Raw genomic sequence first — 19,980 nt, 5'->3', positions numbered from 1 at the left:
TCGGAACTGGCGCTATACAAACCCGGGTACGTGCATTAGAATACGCCGCCTTTCAGCGGGCCTGTGCTTGCTGTTAATTGATTTTAAAGCAGATTTTGTTTTGGCAGGATCTGTATTACCGCCGCGAGGCGGAAATCCCCCGGTTGCAACTGCGACCGGCTAGTGTTGAAACTACAGGATAGCTACATGGTAACCATTCGTTTGGCTCGTGGTGGTGCGAAGAAGCGCCCGTTTTATCACCTGACTGTGACCGACAGCCGCAAATCCCGCGACGGTCGTTTCATTGAGCGTGTTGGCTTTTTCAATCCGATTGCCCGCGGTCAGGAAGAGCGTCTGCGTGTGGATCGCGAGCGCGTTGAGTTTTGGGTAGGTCAGGGCGCGCAAGTGTCTGACCGCGTCAGCAAGCTGCTGAAAGAATCCGCCTGATCCGCACTGTCGGATTCTGGACGGAGGTACGTCTGTGGCTGAAAGTACAGCAAATGAGCTGGTCACCGTTGGGCGTATCACTTCCGTGTACGGAGTCCGGGGTTGGGTAAAGGTGCATTCCTATACCGAGCCCATGGAAAATATCCTGCAGTTCTCCCAGTGGCAGCTGCAGGTGCCCGGTGCTCAGGGCGGCTCACAATGGCAACCCATTGAAATTGATGCGGGCAAACAGCACGGTAAAGGGCTTGTTGTTCACATCAAGGGTGTTGATGACCGTGACCTCGCTGCGCAGTATTGCCAGCGGGATATTGCCGTTTCCGGAAGCGAAATGCCGCAGCTGGAAGACGGTGAATATTACTGGCATCAGCTGCAGGGCCTGCAGGTGGTAAGTCAGTTTGACGGTAGTGAATACCAGTTCGGGCAAGTGCAGCGGATAATGGAGACTGGGGCGAATGATGTCCTGGTGGTACGCGGAGGAGCGGATGGGCGCGAGCGCCTGATTCCGTACCTTCCCGGTGAATTCATTACTGCGATCGACCTGGATGCCGGCGTTATTCACGTCAATTGGGATCCAGAGTTCTGATGTCTGCCAAGCGCATCGCGCTGGTGAGCATCTTTCCGGAGATGTTTGCCGCGCTGACCGACTACGGAATCAGTGGTCGGGCAGTGAAGGATGGTTTGCTCGAGGTTCGCTGCTGGAATCCCCGGGATTACACCAGTGACCGTCATCGCACTGTCGACGATCGTCCCTATGGGGGCGGGCCGGGGATGGTGATGTTGGCTGAGCCGCTGTCCCAAGCGCTGACCGATGCCCGTAACTGGGTGGAGGAAACTGGCGATGCCCGCACGATTTACCTGTCACCCCAGGGGCGGCAGCTGGATCAGGGTGGCGTGGAGCAGCTCGCAGGCAGCGGCAATCTCGTGTTGCTGGCTGGGCGCTACGAAGGTATCGACGAGCGTATCGTCGAAAGCCTGATTGATGAAGAGTGGTCAATTGGTGACTATGTCCTGAGTGGTGGTGAACTGGCTGCCATGGTATTGGTGGATACTATTACCCGCCTGATACCGGGAGCGCTTGGTCATAACCAGTCTGCGGTGGAGGACTCCTTCGCCCAGGGACTGCTGGATTGCCCACACTATACCCGGCCGGAAAATTTCCAGGGTCGGGCGGTACCGGAAGTTTTGCTTTCCGGGAACCATGAAAAGATTCGCCTATGGCGCCTAAAACAGGCCCTGGGGCGTACGCAACAGCGCCGACCTGATTTGTTAGGCAAATTGGCGCTTACCCCGGAGCAGTCTCGACTGCTGGACGAGTTCCTGCAGGAGCAGAACTCCGGGGAGTAGAATTAATGTCGGATTCGCCGAGAGGCGGGAGTAATCCGGTGATCTAGCCGTGAGGCTACATAAAACCCTTTTGGAGAACTCCAAATGACCAACAAGATCATCCAGCAGCTGGAACAGGAACAGCTGAAAGCCGAACTGCCGGAATTCGCTCCGGGTGACACCGTAGTAGTTCAGGTAAAGGTAAAAGAAGGTAACCGTGAGCGTCTGCAGGCGTTCGAAGGTGTAGTGATTGCCAAGCGTAACCGCGGCCTGAACTCTTCTTTCACCGTGCGCAAGATTTCTCATGGTGTTGGCGTTGAGCGTACTTTCCAGACTCACAGCCCGCTGGTTGACAGCATCAGTGTCAAGCGTCGCGGTGACGTGCGCCAGGCCAAGCTGTACTACCTGCGCAACCTGACTGGTAAAGCAGCTCGAATCAAAGAAAAGCTTAACTAAGCCTCTCTTTGCGAAAAAACCGGAGCCTCGCTCCGGTTTTTTTATGCCTGAAATAAGTGGCGGCGGATCTTTTGTCTTCCCTCAGTGTGATTTAATGCCTGTATGAAACAATATGACCGACAATTGCCGCTGGTAACCTCGTGGCTGGATATGCTCTGGGCCGAGCGTGGCGCAAGCGAGCATACCCGTGCCGCCTATGGGCGCGACCTCAAAGCCTTTGCGGGCTATTGCGATGAGCGGGGCAGGGATCTGCTGGCCGTGGGACGTGAGGACGTGCTTGGCTACCTCAGTGGCAAACAGGCTGCGGGCCAGTCGGCGCGCTCAAGCGCGCGGGCTTTGGCTGCACTGCGCAGCTTTTATCGCTTTTGCCTGCGGCAGCGCCTGATAGAACGGGATCCGGTGGCTCTGGTGGATAACCCTAAGCTGCCGAAGCCCCTGCCCAAGTCTCTGTCGGAACAGGACGTGGAGCAGCTCTTGGCCGCGCCGGATACCGAGGCCCCCATCGGCCTCCGTGATCGCGCCATGCTTGAGTTGTTGTACGCCTGTGGGCTGCGGGTCTCGGAGCTGGTGGGGCTCAGGGTCTCGCAGATAAGCTTGCGCCAAGGGGTGGTTCGCGTATTTGGTAAAGGGCGCAAGGAGCGCCTGGTGCCCATGGGGCAGGCGGCAGAGCAGTGGCTGCAGCGCTACTTTGCTGAAGCTCGCCCGCAGCTTCTGGCGTTGGGTGAAAGTGACGCCTGCTTTCCCGGTCGTGGCGGCGAGCCCATGACGCGGCAGACATTCTGGTATCGAATCAAGCATTGGGCCGCGGTTGCCGGCATCGACAAACCGTTGTCGCCCCATACGCTGCGGCATGCCTTTGCTACTCATCTCCTGAATCACGGGGCGGATCTGCGCGTTGTTCAGCTCTTGTTGGGGCACACAGATCTCTCCACAACGCAGATATACACCCAGGTTGCCCGGGCACGCCTGCAGGCATTGCACGGTGCGCACCACCCGCGCGGCTAGCTGTGGGCGCATTTAAGTGCCAGTTTAGGGCGCGGGTGGCCCGGCTTGCTCAATATGTGCCGTGTATCCTGTTGCCGTCGCACGGGGGCGGGCAAAATAGCCTGATTGGCGCTGCACTGCGGAATGTAGTAAAAACTGCCGTACAAAAACATCGTCGCAAAATGCTGCCATACTGGCTGGAACCGGCGTTCACTGCCGGAGTCGAAAAGACGAACATGACCGGAGTACACAAGAAATGACTTTATTTTCCTTGCGGTCGGCACGCCTGCTGGCGTTGGCTGGCGCTATTGCCGCTGCCGGGGGCCAGGTTGCCCACGCAGAGGTGGACGGCGAAGTTGCCAAGCAGATCAAAGCAAAGCTGACCGCCGGCAACCCCCGTGCGACGATTGGTGAGGTGCGCGAGAGTCCGGTTGAGGGGTTGTATGAGGTGGAAGTCGACGGCGGTAACGTGCTGTTCGTATCCAAAGATGGGGGGCATTTCATTGCCGGTGACCTGTTTGAGGTGAAGCCTCAGCAGGTAGTCAACCTGTCCGAGCAGCGCCGTACGCATCAGCGCGCATCGATCATGGAACGCCAGAACCTGGACGATATGATCGTGTTTTCGCCCAAGGGCAAAGCCAAGGCGCACATCTATGTCTTTACCGATGTCGATTGCGGTTATTGTCGCAAGCTGCACGATGATGTGCCGGAGTTAAACCGCCGCGGTATCGAAGTGCGTTATCTGGCATTCCCGCGTGCGGGCTTGAATTCCCTGGGTTACCGGAAGATTGCCACGGCCTGGTGTGCGGACGATCCGAATGCCACGCTCACAAAATTGAAGAACCGCGAAAACGTGCCGCTCAATGTATGTAAAAACAATCCGGTAGCCGCCCAATACAAACTGGGCAATGAGTCGATCGATGTGCGCGGCACACCGACTATCGTGATGGAGGATGGCACGGTAGTGCCTGGTTACCTGCCTCCAGATACGCTGGTAAAAGCCCTCGGTATCTGATCTTCGTCGATGGGCGTGCCTTCGGCGCGCCCATATCCCGCCTCCCGCGCGGCGCTTTCGGAGGGGGCTTCCCCGCTGCATCCGCGCGCCCCGCAAACAGCTCACTACCGAATTGCGCAAGGTTTGACCTGCGTGCGCAATTTTATTGACAATTTCCCTCGAATCTCAGTAAGGTTGTCGGCCTTTTTGGGATTTATCCGCCAGTTATTGCGCAGTATTCAAGATGATCATGCGCGGAGGGAAGTTGTGAGCGCATTTGCCGATGAGGCCACCCAGGCCGAAGAAAAATCTACATCCACTACCGCACACTCGGTGTCGGCGGTACGTATTGGTATCTGTGGATTGGGAACTGTAGGAAGCGGTACCGTCAATGTCATGAAGCGCAACTGCCGGGAGATCGCAGCGCGCTGTGGGCGGCCAGTCGAAATTATTCAGATCGGTGCGCGCCGGGATAATCCTGCCTGCGATACCAGCAAATTGCCTGTTACCCGAGAAATTTTCGACGTCGCGGCCAATCCCGATGTAGATATTCTGGTGGAGCTGATCGGTGGCACAACGGTCGCCCGCGAGTTGGTGCTTGCGGCCATTGCGAATGGCAAGCATGTGGTCACCGCCAACAAGGCGCTCATCGCAGAGCACGGCAACGAGCTGTTTGCGGCAGCGGCAGAGAAGGGCGTAACCATTGCCTATGAAGCCGCGGTTGCCGGCGGCATCCCGATCATCAAATCCCTGCGCGAGGGCCTGGTGGGTAATCGCATCCAGTGGCTGGCGGGCATTATCAACGGCACTGGTAATTACATCCTGACCGAGATGCGCGAAAAGGGCCGCAGCTTCGATGAGGCCCTGGCCCAGGCGCAGGCTCTCGGCTATGCGGAAGCGGATCCCACCTTTGATGTGGAAGGTATTGATGCGGCCCACAAGCTGGTGATCATGGCATCGCTGGCGTTCGGAATGCCTCTGGCATTCGACAAAGTCTATACAGAAGGTATTAGCGGGGTATCTAAAGAAGATATCCGTTATGCCGATGAACTGGGTTACCGCATCAAGCATCTGGGTGTCGCACGTCGTACCGGTGAGGGCGTCGAGTTGCGAGTGCATCCCACTCTGATCCCCCAGCGCAGGCTGATTGCCAACGTCAACGGTGTAATGAATGCGGTACTGGTGCACGGTGATGCCGTGGGCCCGACCCTGTATTACGGGGCTGGTGCTGGTTCTGAGGCGACAGCATCGGCGGTTATCGCGGATATCGTGGATATCGCGCGGGCACTGCATGTGCGGCCGGATCAGCGCGTGCCACTTGCGGGTGTCACCCAGGACAGTCAGGGCGATATCGACGACGTGCTGCCGATGAGCGAGACCGAAACCAGCTATTACATGCGTATTTCTGCTTTCGACAAGCCCGGTGTGATGTCCCAGGTCGCGACCATCTGTAGCAACCAGGGCATCAGTATCGAGGCTTTGATTCAGCACGAGCCAGCCGAAGATGAAGAGCTGGTTCCAGTGGTACTGCTGACCAGTCGAGCACGCGAGGCCCAGTTGCAGGAAGCGGTGAGCCAGATTGAAGCGCTCGATAGCATCCAGGGCCCTGTAGTCCGTATTCGTGTCGAGTCCCTGGGCTGACCCTGTAAGCACTCTCCCGGCCGGGGCTTGGCCCCGGCTGCTCAAATTCACCGAACCAGAATCCGATTTACTGTGAAATTTATCAGCACCCGCGGCCGCGCGCCGTCTCTCAGTTTTGCCGATACCGTCCTTGCTGGTCTCGCCAGCGATGGCGGCTTGTATGTTCCGGAAACGCTGCCGCAATTCAGCCGTGAAGAAATCGCTGAAATGGCCGGCCTCAATTACCAGGAGCTTGCGTTCCGGATCATGTGGCCATTTGTTTCCGAGGACCTGACCGAAGAGGAAATGCGCGGGATAATCGACCGCGCCTATGCCAACTTCCGGCACAAGGCCATCGCGCCCTTGGTGCAGACGGCCCACAATGAGTGGATATTGGAGCTGTTTCAGGGGCCAACGCTCGCATTCAAGGACTTCGCCCTGCAGTTCCTCGGCCAGCTGTTCGACCTGCTGTTGAAAAAGCGCGGCGAAAAAGTGGTGGTGTTGGGCGCGACTTCCGGTGATACCGGATCTGCTGCCATCGAGGGCTGCCGCCACTGCGAGAATATCGATATCTTTATTCTGCATCCGCACAACCGGGTGTCAGAGGTTCAGCGCAAGCAGATGACCACCGTGCAATCCGACAATGTGTTCAACATTGCGCTGGAAGGGAACTTCGACGATTGCCAGAACATGGTAAAGGCTAGCTTTGCCGATCAGTCATTCCTGCCGGATGGTCGTCGCCTGGTGGCGGTCAACTCCATCAACTGGGCGCGTATCATGGCCCAGATCGTTTACTACTTTTATGCGGCACTGAGCCTTGGCGGGCCACACCGGACGGTGAACTTCTCGGTACCGACCGGGAATTTTGGCGATATTTTCGCGGGTTACCTGGCGAAGGGGATGGGGCTGCCGATCAACCAGCTGGTGATCGCAACGAACGCCAACGATATTCTGCACCGCTGTATCAGCACCAATGACCATTCGCCGAAGCCGCTCGTGCACAGCCTTTCGCCCAGTATGGATATCATGGTGTCCAGTAATTTCGAACGGCTGCTTTTCGATCTGTACGATCGTGACGGCGATGCGATTGGCGCATTGCTGGCTGATCGCAGTGCACCCCTGGCGCTCTCGCCAGCGGCCCTGGATAAAGCTCGAGGCCTGTTCTCGTCGGAGCGGGTCGACGACGCGCGTACGGTTGAGGTGATTCGCGATGTATTTGAAACCACCGAATACCTGCTCGACCCACATACGGCTATTGGGGTGGAAGCCGCGCGACGTGCGCGGAGGTCCACAGCCGAGCCCATGGTCTGCCTTGCGACCGCGCATCCCGCTAAGTTCAGTGAGGCGGTGGACAAGGCGTTGCCGGGAACCCGGGTGCCTCTGCCTCATCATATGCAGGATCTGATGGATCGCGAAGAGCGGATGCAAGTTCTGCAAAACGACATCTCTGCAGTACACGATTTTATCTCGCACGCTCTGGGTTGAGTCCCGCCGGCAGGGCTGGGTTAGAATGGGGTTTTGCCGGTAGTGATACCGGCGCAACCGGAACTAACCAGAGCGACCGGATTCGATGAGCGCGATCATTCGACGGCGGCCAGTGGATTTGTCCACTGGCCGTTTTTCTTCTTCTACACCGAAAATCCTCCAGCGTGTCCTTCTGGGGCGGGGCGTAACCAGTGAAGAAGCACTGGATCATCAGTTGGCCCGCCTGCACAACCCGGCCGCGATGCGCGGTGTTGAAACCGCAGTGGCACTGCTGGTCGAGGCGGTGCAAAAGCAGCAAAAAATACTGATCGTTGGCGACTTCGATGCCGATGGGGCAACCAGCAGTACCCTGGCGGTTTTGGCGCTCGGCGCGCTTGGGGCGGGGCCCGTAGACTTTCTGGTGCCCAACCGCTTCGAATTCGGCTACGGTTTGACCCCGGAAATTGTCGAGGTGGCCTGCGAATACGAGCCGGATCTCCTGATTACCGTAGACAATGGCATCAGCAGTATTGATGGCGTGGCCGCGGCCAGGGCCGCCGGTCTCAAGGTGATCGTCACTGATCACCATTTACCGGGCAGCGAGCTGCCTGAAGCGGATGCCATTGTTAATCCCAACCAGCCTGGCTGTGCCTTCCCCAGTAAAAACCTCGCCGGCGTGGGGGTTATTTTCTATCTGCTCAGCCGCCTGCGCACTGCTCTGCAGCAGCAGGGGTGGTTCGAGGCTTCCGGGATCAGTGCGCCGAACATGGCGGACTATCTGGATCTGGTGGCACTGGGCACGGTGGCGGACCTGGTTCCGCTGGATCAAAACAACCGTGTGCTGGTGCATCAGGGGATCGCGCGTATTCGCGCAGGGCGCTGCCGGCCCGGAATTCATGCGTTGATGGAAGTGGCCGGCCGCGAACGCGCACGCCTGTCGACGACTGACATCGGGTTTATTCTCGGCCCGCGGATCAACGCCGCCGGTCGCCTGGACGATATCGGCACCGGCATTCGCTGCCTGCTGACGGAAGACGCCGAAGAAGCGCGGGAGCTGGCATCCGAGCTGGATGGGCTGAACCGCGATCGCAAGGCGATTGAGGCGGGAATGCAGCGCGAGGCGATGGCGGCGTTGGACAGGCTGCAGCTGGGCAGCGGCGAACTCCCGTGGAGCCTGTGCTTGTACGATGCAGCCTGGCATCAGGGGGTGGTCGGGATTCTGGCGAGCCGGATCAAGGAAAAATTCCACCGTCCGGTGATCGCGTTCGCGGATGGCGACAACAATTTGATCAAGGGGTCGGCGCGCTCGATAGCCGGCTTGCATATCCGCGATGCCCTGAGTGATGTGGCGGCAGCCCATCCCAACCTGATCAGCAAGTACGGTGGTCACGCCATGGCCGCGGGCCTCAGCCTGCCCGCAGAGAATCTTGCGGCCTTTACCCGTGCTTTCGAGGAGGCGGTGCGCAACCGCCTGAGTGAATCCCAGTTGCAGGCGGTAATCGACTCGGACGGAGAGCTGGCGCCGACAGAATTTTCCATGGAAACTGCGGCATTGCTGCGCGACTGTGCGCCCTGGGGGCAGGCTTTCCCCGAACCCCAGTTCGACGGTGAATTCCTGTTGTTGCAACAGCGCATCGTCGGGGAAAAACACCTGAAGATGGTGGTGGCACCGGCAGCCGAGCCCCAGCGGGCCCTCGACGCCATTGCCTTCAATATCGACACCGATTTCTGGCCGGCTCAGGTTGACCGTGTCCGGTTGGCGTTCAAACTGGATATCAACGAGTTTCGAGGCCGTCAGTCGCTCCAGTTGATGGTCAGTCACCTGGAAGCCTTACGCTAATTTTTTGAGGTAATAACCAATGAACCGCAAGCAGATTCAGGCGGAATTTTTACTGGTATTGGCCGCACTTTTCTGGGGCCTGGCGTTTGTGCCGCAGAAGCTTGCCATGGCACATATCGAGCCACTGGCATTCAACGCCTGGAGATTTTTCCTCGGGGGGTTGTTGTTGATTCCCGTTGTGTACTGGCTTTCCTCCCGTCGCGATCTGCAGCCGGGAGAGGAAGGGGGCGCTACGGTTCATCATCGCTGGCGCAAATGCCTGCCTGGCGGCGCAATTTTGGGGTTCTGGCTGTTTCTCGGGGCGGCGCTGCAGCAGGCTGCGATGCTGTATACCACCGCGGGGCGCGCGGGTTTTATCACCGGTTTTTACCTGTTGCTGGTACCCGTGATTGGTCTGTCTCTTGGGCACAAGACCAACCGCTGGACCTGGGCGGGGATCGCCTTGGCTCTGCTGGGGCTGTATTGGCTGGCTGACTTTAGCCAGCAAGCTCAGTTGATCGGCGATCTGATGGTGTTTGCCAGTGCGTTTGTTTTCGCGATCCAGGTGTTGTCGGCGGATTACTTTGTGCACCGGTACGACGCCTTGCGCCTGGCGGCAATCCAGTTCCTGGTATGCGGCCTGCTGTCTGCCATTGGCTCCTTTATTGTGGAGACGCCCAGCCTGCAGTCTGCAATCGATGCCGCCTGGCCCATCGCTTATATGATGGTGTTTTCAACGGCCATTGCGTTTACCTTCCAATTGCTTGCGCAGCGCCATGCAGCGCCTTCGCACGCCACGGTCATCATGAGTCTGGAGGCGGTGTTTGCACTGGCGGCGGGATGGTTGTTCCTGAATGAACTGCTGACGGCCAGAGAATTGCTTGGCTGTGGCCTGATGCTCGCCGGTATGCTGGTGAGCCATTACGGCAACCATACCGGCACGCACCACTGATTTCGCGGCGCAACGGGGGAATCCAATGGCGGTCATCGACTGGGCAGTGCTGGCGCTGTTCGTGCCCACTTTCTTTTTTGTTTCGATCACACCCGGTATGTGCATGACCCTGGCACTTACCCTGGGGATGGCGGTAGGGGTACGTCGAACCATGTGGATGATGCTCGGCGAGTTGTGTGGCGTGGCGCTGGTGGCGTTGGCCGCAGTGATGGGTATTGCGGCACTGATGCTGAAGTACCCGCTGGCCTTTCAGGTTTTCAAATATGTGGGTGCGCTTTACCTGGCGTACCTTGGTGTCCAGATGTGGCGATCCCGGGGGCGGCTGGTCATGTTGGATGACGCCACAGAATCGGGCGCGATGGTTTCGCGCTGGGGGCTGGTCACCCAGGGCTTTGTGACAGCGGTAGCCAACCCGAAGGGGTGGGCGTTTTTTATTGCGCTGCTGCCCCCGTTCATCAACAGCCAGTACGCACTCGCCCCTCAGTTAACCGTGTTGCTCACAATTATTCTGCTTCTGGAAACCGTGTGTATGTTTATTTATGCCGCTGGCGGGCGCACGTTGAGCAGACTGTTGCGCAATGGGGAGAATGTACGGCTCATGAACCGTATTGCGGGCACATTGATGCTGGGCGTTGGCGGGTGGCTCGCGCTAAGCTGACACTGATATAAAGACGAACAGGGAGTCGAATGATGCTGAAACCAGGAATGCTGTTGGGCGGTTTGTTGCTGGCCGCGATGGCCATGGTGGCCTGTGGTGGTCAGAATGAGGGCGCCGACAAGCAGAAGGGCAACGAGGCGGCGGTTGAGCAGTCCGCATCGGAAACGATTGCTCCAGTATCCAAACCATCCGTGCCGGAAATGGGAGGAGAGAGAAAGATGCAAAGCCGCAGTGACAGCGACAGCACCACGCTCTGGGTGATGCAGCCAATGGGAAACCGCCAGTGTGAGGGCGGTGGTATTTCGCTCGAACAGAGCAGGGCCACCTTACAGCAAGGGGGCGTCAGTGTGGCGGAGTCCCGTTGTGCCGTGCGAACCGACCGTATGTACCCCCAGGTCTGCGGCGGCGCGACCGGGGATATTCTTGTGCACCGGATACCGGCATCCATGCTGGATGCTGCACTGGCGCTCGGTTTTGACCCTGCGTCTCAGGTTCCGCACCGCTTCAAGGAGTGCCCACCGAACACGGGCACCGGCTCCTCGCGCAACCCAACACACTGACGCCGGGGTTCTGCTGCAGCGGTTGACCTTACCCTTGCGGTAACCCAGAAACTCCTGCATGGTTCTTCAGCCATACAGGAGTTTCCCCATGAACATTTCTGACGCCGCCAGGCGCGCGGGGCTCAGCACCAAGGCCCTGCGTTATTACGAGTCGGTCAACTTGCTCATCCCCGGGCGGGGGCCAAACGGCTATCGCGAGTACTCACTTGCTGACCTGGAAACCCTCCAGTTTATCCAGCGCGCTCGCGCCAGCGGTTTTGCCGTCGAGGAGGTGCGCGATCTGCTTAACCTGTACCGGAACCCCTCCCGGCGCAGCCATGATGCAAAGTTGCTGGTTCAGGAAAAGCTTGCCCAGATAGAAGTCCAGCTGCAGAGCCTTCAACAAATGCGCGACAGCCTGCGCAGCCTGGAGGCTTCCTGCGCCGGGGGCGACTCACCGGATTGTGCCATCCTGCATCAATTGGCTAGCGGCCATTGACTGGAACTTTACCGCCCGGACGTGAGAAATACCGGCTGCCAGCCGGCAAGAATATTCGCTGAGGTGTACTCCGCTGCAGCCCGCTCGGATAGCTGGCGCCTTTTCGGGTTAATGGCAGCGCCAGGGCCGTAGCTGCCGAACTCGAAGAAGCGCGCGCTTTCCGGGGTGAAAACGGTGCTTTTAGAGCCGTCCCGGCTGGTTCCGCGCATAGATGCCCAGCCATCTTCCGGGATGTGGTCATCCATATAGGTGTTGATAAAGATGCTGGCGCCGATCGCGCTTGGATCCGCGTAGCGCCCGTCGGGAAAGGTGGTTGTCGGATGCCAAGGGCGCCCCAGGGGGGAAGAGCCCGGCGGTACGCCGGGGGCTTTCAGCAGGCGGCAATTGAGGAAGACCAGGCCAAACCGGTTGCTTATGTCGGTACTGGGTGCGGTTATATAACCAACGGTTTTCCGCTGTGTGGCCCTCGGGCGCGTGATGATGTCACTGCGCTCGAATAGGGCCTGTCCAGCGCCAAAAATAAAATCCACATTGCCTTCAATAATGCTCTCGACGAAGTAGCTTCTGCCGCCCTGCACGAACAGGGTGTCCTGAAAGCCGCTGAGGCGCACGTTGCGAAATGCAGCGCGATCACTGTCAACGCCGGTCTTCAGCGCCACGGCCTGGGTGCCGCTGATTTTTTCCTTATGGCCCTTGGGGAGGGCGTCAGTGGCGAGGAAGTCAAAGCTGTTCTCAATGGTGAGATTCTCTGCCTTAAAGTCCCTGGCTTCCACCGTAAGCGTTGCGGTGGAAAAAGTGCCCATTGGCTCCCCGGTTCCTGCCGCAGGCATGCCGGCATAATCGCCAAAGCTGATAATACTCTTGTCCGGCCCCGCGCCGATCAGGTGGATACTGGACTTATTCACCAATACCTTTTCCCGGTACCTGCCTTCCGCCAGATAGACCACAAACGGGGATCGGCGGTTGTCGGGGGCCGCGGCGAGGGCTGCGGTAATAGTGGGGTATGACGGTATGCCCTCATATCCAGCAGCGGCAGTGCCGATAATCGCATCGTATTTGACTGGTTGGGCACAGGCAGCAATAGGGCTGATCGCCAGCAGTGACATCACCAGCCCCTGTGTGATCAGCGGGAGGTAGGGTGTCAAAAGTGAAATGCGCATGGGAAATTGGTTTGATCGTAATTCATTATTGGTCAGGCCATTTTAGCGCTGCCCGGTGGTGAACCTCAAGCGCACGCCGGGCTTGGGGGAAATCAGGCCCTGTAACAGGCAACCTGCGCCCCCTTAATTCTGTGGATTTAGTGAGGTAGAATGCGCGGCCGCTTTAACTGACGGAAATCCGCAGAACCTATGGAAATCAATCCGCTTCTCAATCAGATGAAAGACCTCGCAGAGCGCACTGACGTTCTCAGGGGGTATCTTTGACTACGCTGGCAAGAAAGAACGCCTGACCGAAGTCGAGCTGGAGCTCGCCGAGCCCAGCGTGTGGGACAATCCCGATCGTGCCCAGGAATTGGGGCGTGAGCGCTCTTCCCTGGAGGCGGTGGTGAAAACCATCGAAGACCTCGATGCCGGTATTGGCGACTGCCGCGAACTCTTGGACATGGCGGTGGAAGAGGGCGATGAAGACTCCGTTGGGGAAGTTGCCAACGAGCTGAACAATCTGCAGCAGCAGCTGGAAACTCTCGAGTTCCGCCGCATGTTCTCCGGCGAAACTGACCCGAACAATGCCTACCTGGATATCCAGGCCGGCTCTGGTGGTACCGAGGCCCAGGACTGGGCTGAAATGCTGCTGCGTATGTACCTGCGCTGGGGCGAGGCGCACGGCTTCAAAACGACGCTGGAAGAGGCTTCCGCCGGTGAAGTTGCCGGTATCAAGAGCGCCACTATCCACTTCCAGGGCGAGTATGCCTTTGGCTGGTTGCGCACGGAAACCGGGGTGCACCGACTGGTGCGAAAGTCGCCGTTTGACTCGGGCAACCGCCGCCACACATCGTTTACCTCTGTCTTTGTCTCGCCCGAGATCGATGACAACATCGAAATCGAAGTCGACAAGTCCCAGGTGCGCGAAGATACCTACCGAGCCTCCGGTGCCGGTGGTCAGCACGTGAACAAAACCGACTCCGCAGTGCGCCTGACGCACATCGCGACCGGGATTGTTGTGGCGTGCCAGAGTGAGCGCTCACAGCACCAGAACCGCGACAAAGCGTGGAAGATGCTGCGAGCGAAGCTGTACGAGCAGGAAATGCAGAAGCGCAATGCCGAAAAACAGGCGATGGAAGAGAGCAAATCCGACATCGGCTGGGGCAGCCAGATTCGCTCCTACGTGCTTGATGACCAGCGTATCAAGGATCTGCGCACCGGCGTGCAGACCAGCAACTGCCAGTCAGTACTGGATGGCGACCTGGACCAGTTCATTGAGGCGAGCCTGAAGGCCGGCCTTTAAACCGGGAGGCGGAGACCCGCTCCGCCGGCGGGTTGTCCCGCACACGTCCCGTCCGCCTTCCCCCGCCGGGGGAAGGCCCATTCAAAAACCGCAATCGAAAGATCACCATGACAGATATCCAGCAAGACGAAAACAAACTGATCGCGGAGCGTCGCGCCAAGCTGAGCGCCATTCGCGAAAAGGGCAATGCATTCCCGAACAGCTTTCGCCGCGAGCACCTGGCCGCGGATCTGCAACAGGAATTTGGCGAGAAGTCCAAGGAAGAGCTGGAAACTGCGGGTAAACAGGCATGTGTTGCCGGTCGTATCCTGGCCAAGCGTGGCCCCTTTCTGGTCATTCAGGATGTGTCCGGTCGAATCCAGCTGTACGCCGACAAAGTGGCGCAAGCAGAAATCAAAGAGCGCTGGGGTACCTGGGATATCGGCGATATCGTAGGGGTAAAAGGCGCGCTGCATAAGTCTGGCAAAGGCGACCTGTACGTTAACTGTGAGGAATTCAGCCTGCTCACCAAGGCCCTGCGCCCGCTGCCGGAAAAATTCCATGGCATTGCCGACCAGGAAATGCGCTACCGCCAGCGTTACGTAGACCTGATTGCCACCCCGGAGTCCCGCGATGTATTCCGCGTCCGCTCCGAAGTGATTAGCTATATCCGCAGCTTCCTCAACGACAATCACTTCATGGAAGTGGAAACGCCGATGCTGCAGGTTATTCCCGGCGGCGCATCTGCGCGCCCGTTTATTACCCACCACAATGCGCTGGATATCGATATGTATCTGCGTATTGCGCCGGAGCTTTACCTGAAGCGCCTGGTTGTGGGCGGCTTTGAGCGGGTATACGAGATCAACCGCAACTTCCGTAACGAGGGTCTGTCGACACGCCACAACCCCGAGTTCACCATGCTCGAGTTCTACCAGGCGTATGCGGACTACAACGACCTGATGGATCTTACTGAAAATATGATCCGTGGTATCTGCACCGATGTGCTAGGCAGCACCACGGTGGAATATCAGGGCAGCAGTTACGACTTTGCCAAGCCGTTCGATCGCATCAGCGTGTTTGACTCCATTCTCAAGTACAACCCGGAACTGAGTGCTTCGGACATCGATAACATGGACGGCGCGCGCGCTGTTGCCGAGAAGCTTGAGATTCCGCTGAAGGACATCTGGGGCCTGGGCAAGGTGCAGATCGAAATCTTCGAGAAAACGGTAGAGCACCGTCTGGACCAGCCGACCTTTATTACCGAGTACCCGACGGAAGTGTCTCCGCTGGCCCGTCGTAACGACGACAATCCGTTTGTTACCGACCGGTTCGAGTTCTTTGTTGGCGGCCGAGAAATCGCAAATGGCTTCTCGGAGCTGAATGACGCAGAAGATCAGGCCGAGCGATTCAAGGCGCAGGTTGCCGAGAAAGATGCCGGTGACGACGAGGCGATGCACTACGACGCAGACTACATCCGCGCACTGGAATACGGCCTGCCGCCCACCGCCGGTGAAGGTATCGGTATCGACCGTCTGGTGATGCTGCTGACCAATTCACCGTCTATTCGCGACGTGCTGTTGTTCCCGCACATGCGACCGGAAGTACACGGCGAATAATTGGCACACCAAATGGCGCATAAAAAAGGCGATGACCGAAAGGTTATCGCCTTTTTTGCATTGGTCTCACAGTGATTGCGCTATCCGCGAATTCCCAAGGGCCCGCTTGGGATATAGATGATTTCACTGCTGGAACTGCCCTGGCGCTGGATCTCCACCGCGACATTTTTCCCGGGTTCTACCTGGTAGACCTGCGATCTAAGATCGCCCATATGGAATATGCGCTGGTTGTTGTAACGAATGATCTTGTCTCCCGGCCGGAGTCCAGCCTCGTACGCTGGAGTGGACTCCAGCAAATCGCCAATCTGCAGCTCGGAGCGACCACCCTGGGCTTCCAGGTACTGCTCAAATTCATCGCTATTGAGTTCCTGCTCAAAGACTCGCCGGGGATTGCTGTAAGTATGTATCTTCTCCTGCAGGGCGCGGGCGGCTGCCGAAGACTTGTCTTTCAGGTAGCGATATTCATAAGACAGTTGCATCTGCTCGTACTGAATCCGCTCTTGCTTGTCGACGATAAAGGCCGCGCGTTCAGGGCTGAGCCCTGCGTCGGTAAGGCGCCGCATCTGGCTTTCGCGCATGCGGTCGTAGCGGGTTGTATGGCCGCTTGCGCTGTGGGAGGGCGGTTGTGATGACCCGGTCGCGGCGGATTGCTCGGGGGAGATGAGAGACGCATTGCGGGTTCCCGAACTGTCCTGATCCGGCAGGAGCCGGCCGCTCAGCTCATTGACCAGTTCGAGTAGCTGGGTCTGGATTTTTAGGGTTTCATCCAGGGTTGACTCCAGTTGCTGGATACGGGACTCCAGGTTATTGCCACCGGCGAAGCCGCTTGCGTGTGTGGTTTCATCTGATCCGCGCCACTGGGCGATAGCGACGCCAATAAAAAATAGGGAAGCAGTGGTGGCGATAACCACTGGCTTGTTCAGGTACATATCTGCCCCTGCATTGCATTTGGGTAACTCAGATTTGCGCAGGCTGGATTACTGCGAATGGCAATCTCGATTATAGAACCACGAGATGATTGGGTAGTTCGTTCTTGGCTATTGTGGCGGGAGCGGCTTCTTCGAGAAGTTCACCGCACTGTTCTACGCAATGGACAAAAGCTTCGCTGGTTTTGCCTTTTTTCACTTCGCGGATGAAATTTTCCACGATCTCCTGCCAGCGCTCATTGGTGATTTGTTCGGCCAAACCGCGGTCTGCCAGTATTTCCACATAGTGTTCTGCGACGGATACAAAGATCAGCAGGCCGAGACGGTCTTTGGTGTGATGGAGCTCCTGTTGCAAAAACTGGCGGCGAGCGAGATTCGCCGCGCGCCAGAATTTTACCCGCTTAGGGACCAGGCGCATGGTGAGAGGCCGCCAGCGGAATACGACGGCGAGCGCGATAAACAGGATCCATTGCAGTGTGAAAGCCTGCTGATACTCCAGCCACCAGGGCAGAAACTGGAACAGCGGGGCCAGCAGCAGGGCCAGAAACGCCGCCCAGAGAGTGGAAATGTAGAGGTAATTGTCCGCTTGTCGCGCGAGAACAGTGACCACCTCTGCGTCTGTTTTCGCCTCGACCTCTTTAATGGTGTCGGACAGAGTTCTGCGTTCGCTTGCACTTAACATTACCAGCCTCCCGATGCACCGCCACCGCCAAATCCACCGCCGCCACCGCCGAAGCCACCGCCAAACCCGCCGCCGCCACCGAATCCGCCTCCAAAGCCACCACCTCCGTAATAGCCGCCGTAACGGCCGCGCCGGTAGGTACGGCTGTCGCTGGGCGTGCCGAGTACCGATGAGCCAAACAACTGCAGCATCACGAAAAGGAGAAAGATGGCGACCAGTAGTGCGAGCTGTCGGTCGCGATTGGTTTCCGTGGGTTCAGCGACGTATTCGTTTTTTATCGCGGCGATTATGGACTCGACACCAGCCAGCACGCCGCCGTCAAAGTCGCCATTGCGAAAGTGGGGCAGGATCTTGGTGTGCACGATATTGGAGGACAGGGCGTCGGTAAGCGGGCCCTCCAGTCCATAGCCGACTTCAATGCGCACCTGCCGCTCGGCGGGTGCGACGATCAATAACACGCCGTTGTCTTTGCCTTTTTGCCCGATTTTCCAATGTCGCCCCAGTTGGTAACCATATTCCTCGATGGTATAGCCCTGGAGATCCGGCAAGGTGACAACCACTATCTGGTTGCTGGTCTCTTTTTCGTGTTGCTGCAACAGGGCTGTCAGCTGGTAGCGGGTGCTCTGGCTAAGCAGGTTGGCGTTGTCGACAACACGGCCGGACAGTGGCGGGAACTTGATGTCCGCCACAGCCACTGCCGCGCCAATCAGCGCGACAAAGGAAACCAGCAGTGTAGTGGCCCATCGGGTCAGCATGAAATGCTCCGGCTAGGCGTTTACTGGAAGTCGACTTCCGGTGCTTTTTCTGCGCCTTCCGTGGTTGCCTCGAAGGTTTCGCGGATGGGCAGGTCGCTATACAGGATGCTGTGCCAGATGCGGCCTGGGAAGGTGCGGATTTCGCGGTTGTAGCGCTCGACCGCAGCGATATAATCCCGCCGGGCCACACTGATGCGGTTTTCGGTTCCCTCCAGCTGTGACTGAAGGGCGAGGAAATTCTGGTTGGCTTTCAGGTCGGGGTAGCGCTCTACCACTACCATCAGGCGTGACAGGGCGCTGCTCAGCTGGGCCTGGGCAGCTTCAAATTGCTGTAGTTTGGCTGGATCGTTGATGACATCGGCATCCACCTGCATCGAATTCACTTTGGCACGGGCCTCGGTGACCGCCTGAAGGGTCTCCTGTTCATGGGCGGCATACGCTTTGACCGTTTTTACCAGGTTGGGGATCAGGTCTGCGCGACGCTGATACTGGTTTTGAACCTGGGCCCAGGCCGCCTTGACGTTTTCGTCGTAGGTCGGGATGTTGTTGATGCCACAGCCGGTCAGACCCAGTGCGATAAGCGCCAGCAGTGATGTTTGCCAGATTCGGCGCAAGGTGGAATTCTGTTTGCCCGCGAGTGCAGAGTTCATACCGATCATCCATGTTGGTTCCGAACGAGACAATAATAGTCGTCAATAATCGGCTTCCGTGGAAAAGCCTCCGCAGGCCGGCATACTGAGAGTAGTAATGGCACTTAAAGCAACGATCTTCAAAGCCCGGATCCAGATTGCCGATATGGATCGGGAATACTACGGTGAACACCACCTGACCCTGGCGCGACACCCATCGGAAACGGATGAGCGCATGATGATCCGGCTGCTCGCTTTCGCCCACAATGCGCACGAGCAGCTCGAGTTCACCCGGGGTCTGTCCAGTGACGATGAGGCGGATCTGTGGCGTCACAGCCTGAGCGGGGAGATCGAGCAGTGGATTGAGGTGGGGGTGCCGGCCGATGACCGGGTGCGCAAGGCCTGTAACCGGGCTCGAGCTGTTCGCGTATATGCTTACGGGCAGCGCACCGCGCCTGTGTGGTGGCAGAAAATGGCTTCTGTATGCGAGCGTTTCGATAACCTGGAAGTGTGTTTTCTGCCAGCAGATGCCTGTGCGGCGCTGGCGCAACTGGCCGACCGCTCAATGGATCTCAGTGTGACAATTCAGGACGGACATATTTGGGTTTCCAGTGACAAGCACAATGTCGAGATTGTGCCGGAGACCTGGAAGTAACATTTGCATCTCAACTGCTCACGCACCGGTGGGTGGAACTTATGGGGAATTTATTCATGCCATCATTTGACATTGTATCTGAAGTAGACAAACACCAGCTGACCAACGCAGTGGATCAGGTCAACCGGACCATCACCAACCGCTTCGATTTCAAAGGGGTCGATGCGGAAGTTGAAATGGCGGAGTTCGCGCTGACCCTGCGCGCTGAGTCAGATATGCAGGTTGCACAGATGGAAGATATGCTGCGTGCGGCCCTGATCAAATGCAGTATCGACCCGCTGGCGATGGAAGTGGGAGACCCCGTACAGTCCGGTAAACAGGTCAAGGTGGCGGTCACCCTGAAAAATGGTCTCGACAAGGATTTGGCGAAGAAGATCGTCAAGATCATCAAAGACGAAAAGCTGAAGGTGCAAGCCGCGATTCAGGGGGATCAGGTGCGGGTTACCGGTAAGAAGCGCGACGATCTGCAACAGGTGATTGCCATGTTGCGGGGCAAAGAGCTGGAACAGCCTTTGCAATTTAATAACTTTCGCGATTAAGGCAGTTTCCAGACAGGCGC

22 protein-coding genes are annotated in these 19,980 nt (G+C 57.9%); 17 read left to right on the top strand and 5 right to left on the bottom strand.

All coding sequences use genetic code 11. From position 1 onward, the window contains the following. The first annotated feature begins 186 nt into the window (after positions 1-186). From rpsP to ACNKU7_RS05220, 13 genes are all read left to right on the top strand, one after another. The gene (gene rpsP / locus ACNKU7_RS05280; protein WP_418295920.1) at positions 187-426 is read left to right on the top strand and encodes a 30S ribosomal protein S16; all 240 of its coding nucleotides are present in this window, start codon (positions 187-189) and stop codon (positions 424-426) included. Positions 427-460: 34 nt separating this feature from the next. Next, entirely contained in the window at positions 461-1,009 is a 549-nt protein-coding gene (gene rimM / locus ACNKU7_RS05275; RefSeq protein WP_418295919.1) for a ribosome maturation factor RimM, read from the top strand. Beyond that, positions 1,009-1,770 (top strand): tRNA (guanosine(37)-N1)-methyltransferase TrmD, encoded by a 762-nt coding sequence (gene trmD / locus ACNKU7_RS05270; RefSeq protein ID WP_418295918.1) that lies wholly within the window; start codon positions 1,009-1,011, stop codon positions 1,768-1,770. Before rimM ends, trmD begins: the two co-directional genes overlap by 1 nt. A gap of 84 nt (positions 1,771-1,854) precedes the next feature. Beyond that, a complete protein-coding gene (rplS, locus tag ACNKU7_RS05265; protein WP_418295917.1) occupies positions 1,855-2,205 on the top strand; it encodes a 50S ribosomal protein L19 in 351 nt (116 codons plus the stop codon). A gap of 102 nt (positions 2,206-2,307) precedes the next feature. Further along, positions 2,308-3,210, top strand: coding sequence for a site-specific tyrosine recombinase XerD (gene xerD / locus ACNKU7_RS05260; protein ID WP_418295916.1), 903 nt, complete (start codon positions 2,308-2,310; stop codon positions 3,208-3,210). Between the two features lie 235 nt (positions 3,211-3,445). After that, positions 3,446-4,204 (top strand): DsbC family protein, encoded by a 759-nt coding sequence (locus tag ACNKU7_RS05255; protein ID WP_418295915.1) that lies wholly within the window; start codon positions 3,446-3,448, stop codon positions 4,202-4,204. A gap of 246 nt (positions 4,205-4,450) precedes the next feature. After that, a complete protein-coding gene (locus tag ACNKU7_RS05250; RefSeq protein ID WP_418295914.1) occupies positions 4,451-5,824 on the top strand; it encodes a homoserine dehydrogenase in 1,374 nt (457 codons plus the stop codon). A 72-nt stretch (positions 5,825-5,896) separates the two neighbouring features. Beyond that, positions 5,897-7,288: a threonine synthase gene (gene thrC, locus ACNKU7_RS05245; RefSeq protein ID WP_418295913.1), complete on the top strand. Its 1,392-nt coding sequence runs from the start codon at positions 5,897-5,899 to the stop codon at positions 7,286-7,288. 85 nt (positions 7,289-7,373) lie between these two features. Further along, positions 7,374-9,107, top strand: a complete 1,734-nt coding sequence (recJ, locus tag ACNKU7_RS05240) for a single-stranded-DNA-specific exonuclease RecJ (protein WP_418295912.1) — start codon at positions 7,374-7,376, stop codon at positions 9,105-9,107. Between the two features lie 19 nt (positions 9,108-9,126). Beyond that, positions 9,127-10,038 carry a DMT family transporter gene (locus tag ACNKU7_RS05235; protein WP_418295911.1) on the top strand — a complete coding sequence of 304 codons (912 nt, stop codon included), beginning with the start codon at positions 9,127-9,129 and terminating at the stop codon, positions 10,036-10,038. 25 nt (positions 10,039-10,063) lie between these two features. Further along, complete coding sequence (locus tag ACNKU7_RS05230; RefSeq protein ID WP_418295910.1) at positions 10,064-10,696, top strand: LysE family translocator; 633 nt, start codon at positions 10,064-10,066, stop codon at positions 10,694-10,696. A 29-nt stretch (positions 10,697-10,725) separates the two neighbouring features. Next, positions 10,726-11,256, top strand: coding sequence for a hypothetical protein (locus ACNKU7_RS05225; RefSeq protein WP_418295909.1), 531 nt, complete (start codon positions 10,726-10,728; stop codon positions 11,254-11,256). A gap of 88 nt (positions 11,257-11,344) precedes the next feature. Then, positions 11,345-11,734 carry a MerR family DNA-binding protein gene (locus ACNKU7_RS05220; protein WP_418295908.1) on the top strand — a complete coding sequence of 130 codons (390 nt, stop codon included), beginning with the start codon at positions 11,345-11,347 and terminating at the stop codon, positions 11,732-11,734. Between the two features lie 8 nt (positions 11,735-11,742). Here ACNKU7_RS05220 and ACNKU7_RS05215 read toward each other — a convergent pair whose 3' ends face one another. Further along, the gene (locus ACNKU7_RS05215; protein WP_418295907.1) at positions 11,743-12,894 is read right to left on the bottom strand and encodes a pectinesterase family protein; all 1,152 of its coding nucleotides are present in this window, start codon (positions 12,892-12,894) and stop codon (positions 11,743-11,745) included. A 189-nt stretch (positions 12,895-13,083) separates the two neighbouring features. Here ACNKU7_RS05215 and prfB point away from each other — a divergent pair. Together prfB and lysS are read left to right on the top strand one after the other, a co-directional pair. Continuing rightward, positions 13,084-14,179, top strand: a protein-coding gene (gene prfB / locus ACNKU7_RS05210; RefSeq protein ID WP_418295906.1) for a peptide chain release factor 2 whose coding sequence is annotated in 2 segments (ribosomal slippage) — positions 13,084-13,155 and positions 13,157-14,179 — 1,095 coding nt in all. Because the reading frame shifts where the segments join, the coding sequence is not laid out codon by codon here. Between the two features lie 107 nt (positions 14,180-14,286). Further along, a complete protein-coding gene (gene lysS, locus ACNKU7_RS05205; protein WP_418295905.1) occupies positions 14,287-15,774 on the top strand; it encodes a lysine--tRNA ligase in 1,488 nt (495 codons plus the stop codon). Between the two features lie 80 nt (positions 15,775-15,854). On the opposite strand, the gene ACNKU7_RS05200 is transcribed toward lysS, so the two are convergent. The 4 genes from ACNKU7_RS05200 to ACNKU7_RS05185 all read right to left on the bottom strand — a co-directional run bounded on the left by ACNKU7_RS05200 (position 15,855) and on the right by ACNKU7_RS05185 (position 18,787). Then, positions 15,855-16,703 carry a PDZ domain-containing protein gene (locus ACNKU7_RS05200; protein ID WP_418295904.1) on the bottom strand — a complete coding sequence of 283 codons (849 nt, stop codon included), beginning with the start codon at positions 16,701-16,703 and terminating at the stop codon, positions 15,855-15,857. Between the two features lie 70 nt (positions 16,704-16,773). After that, positions 16,774-17,382 carry a TPM domain-containing protein gene (locus ACNKU7_RS05195; protein ID WP_418295903.1) on the bottom strand — a complete coding sequence of 203 codons (609 nt, stop codon included), beginning with the start codon at positions 17,380-17,382 and terminating at the stop codon, positions 16,774-16,776. Then, positions 17,382-18,137, bottom strand: coding sequence for a TPM domain-containing protein (locus ACNKU7_RS05190; RefSeq protein ID WP_418295902.1), 756 nt, complete (start codon positions 18,135-18,137; stop codon positions 17,382-17,384). Before ACNKU7_RS05190 ends, ACNKU7_RS05195 begins: the two co-directional genes overlap by 1 nt. Before the next feature lie 20 nt (positions 18,138-18,157). Next, complete coding sequence (locus tag ACNKU7_RS05185) at positions 18,158-18,787, bottom strand: LemA family protein (RefSeq protein WP_418295901.1); 630 nt, start codon at positions 18,785-18,787, stop codon at positions 18,158-18,160. Positions 18,788-18,884: 97 nt separating this feature from the next. On the opposite strand from ACNKU7_RS05185, the gene ACNKU7_RS05180 reads away from it, so the two are divergent. Together ACNKU7_RS05180 and ACNKU7_RS05175 are read left to right on the top strand one after the other, a co-directional pair. Beyond that, positions 18,885-19,421, top strand: coding sequence for a YaeQ family protein (locus ACNKU7_RS05180; protein ID WP_418295900.1), 537 nt, complete (start codon positions 18,885-18,887; stop codon positions 19,419-19,421). Positions 19,422-19,477: 56 nt separating this feature from the next. After that, positions 19,478-19,960, top strand: a complete 483-nt coding sequence (locus tag ACNKU7_RS05175) for a YajQ family cyclic di-GMP-binding protein (RefSeq protein WP_418295899.1) — start codon at positions 19,478-19,480, stop codon at positions 19,958-19,960. Positions 19,961-19,980: the final 20 nt, after the last annotated feature.

The organism is Microbulbifer weihaiensis (genome assembly GCF_048323715.1).
Classification (GTDB): domain Bacteria; phylum Pseudomonadota; class Gammaproteobacteria; order Pseudomonadales; family Cellvibrionaceae; genus Microbulbifer.
The sequence above is the reverse complement of the archived record's forward strand: the minus strand, read 5'-3'. Positions and strand labels throughout refer to the sequence as shown.

Bases quoted from the DNA above. Each gene is read 5' to 3' on its own strand.
- ACNKU7_RS05235 (WP_418295911.1), top strand. From the start codon at position 9,127: ATGAACCGCAAGCAGATTCAGGCGGAATTTTTACTGGTATTGGCCGCA.
- ACNKU7_RS05195 (WP_418295903.1), bottom strand. From the start codon at position 17,382: ATGTTAAGTGCAAGCGAACGCAGAACTCTGTCCGACACCATTAAAGAG.
- recJ (WP_418295912.1), top strand. From the start codon at position 7,374: ATGAGCGCGATCATTCGACGGCGGCCAGTGGATTTGTCCACTGGCCGT.
- xerD (WP_418295916.1), top strand. From the start codon at position 2,308: ATGAAACAATATGACCGACAATTGCCGCTGGTAACCTCGTGGCTGGAT.
- ACNKU7_RS05190 (WP_418295902.1), bottom strand. From the start codon at position 18,137: ATGCTGACCCGATGGGCCACTACACTGCTGGTTTCCTTTGTCGCGCTG.
- rplS (WP_418295917.1), top strand. From the start codon at position 1,855: ATGACCAACAAGATCATCCAGCAGCTGGAACAGGAACAGCTGAAAGCC.
- ACNKU7_RS05225 (WP_418295909.1), top strand. From the start codon at position 10,726: ATGATGCTGAAACCAGGAATGCTGTTGGGCGGTTTGTTGCTGGCCGCG.
- ACNKU7_RS05200 (WP_418295904.1), bottom strand. From the start codon at position 16,703: ATGTACCTGAACAAGCCAGTGGTTATCGCCACCACTGCTTCCCTATTT.
- lysS (WP_418295905.1), top strand. From the start codon at position 14,287: ATGACAGATATCCAGCAAGACGAAAACAAACTGATCGCGGAGCGTCGC.
- ACNKU7_RS05230 (WP_418295910.1), top strand. From the start codon at position 10,064: ATGGCGGTCATCGACTGGGCAGTGCTGGCGCTGTTCGTGCCCACTTTC.
- ACNKU7_RS05175 (WP_418295899.1), top strand. From the start codon at position 19,478: ATGCCATCATTTGACATTGTATCTGAAGTAGACAAACACCAGCTGACC.
- rpsP (WP_418295920.1), top strand. From the start codon at position 187: ATGGTAACCATTCGTTTGGCTCGTGGTGGTGCGAAGAAGCGCCCGTTT.
- trmD (WP_418295918.1), top strand. From the start codon at position 1,009: ATGTCTGCCAAGCGCATCGCGCTGGTGAGCATCTTTCCGGAGATGTTT.
- ACNKU7_RS05255 (WP_418295915.1), top strand. From the start codon at position 3,446: ATGACTTTATTTTCCTTGCGGTCGGCACGCCTGCTGGCGTTGGCTGGC.
- ACNKU7_RS05185 (WP_418295901.1), bottom strand. From the start codon at position 18,787: ATGAACTCTGCACTCGCGGGCAAACAGAATTCCACCTTGCGCCGAATC.
- ACNKU7_RS05180 (WP_418295900.1), top strand. From the start codon at position 18,885: ATGGCACTTAAAGCAACGATCTTCAAAGCCCGGATCCAGATTGCCGAT.
- ACNKU7_RS05215 (WP_418295907.1), bottom strand. From the start codon at position 12,894: ATGCGCATTTCACTTTTGACACCCTACCTCCCGCTGATCACACAGGGG.
- ACNKU7_RS05220 (WP_418295908.1), top strand. From the start codon at position 11,345: ATGAACATTTCTGACGCCGCCAGGCGCGCGGGGCTCAGCACCAAGGCC.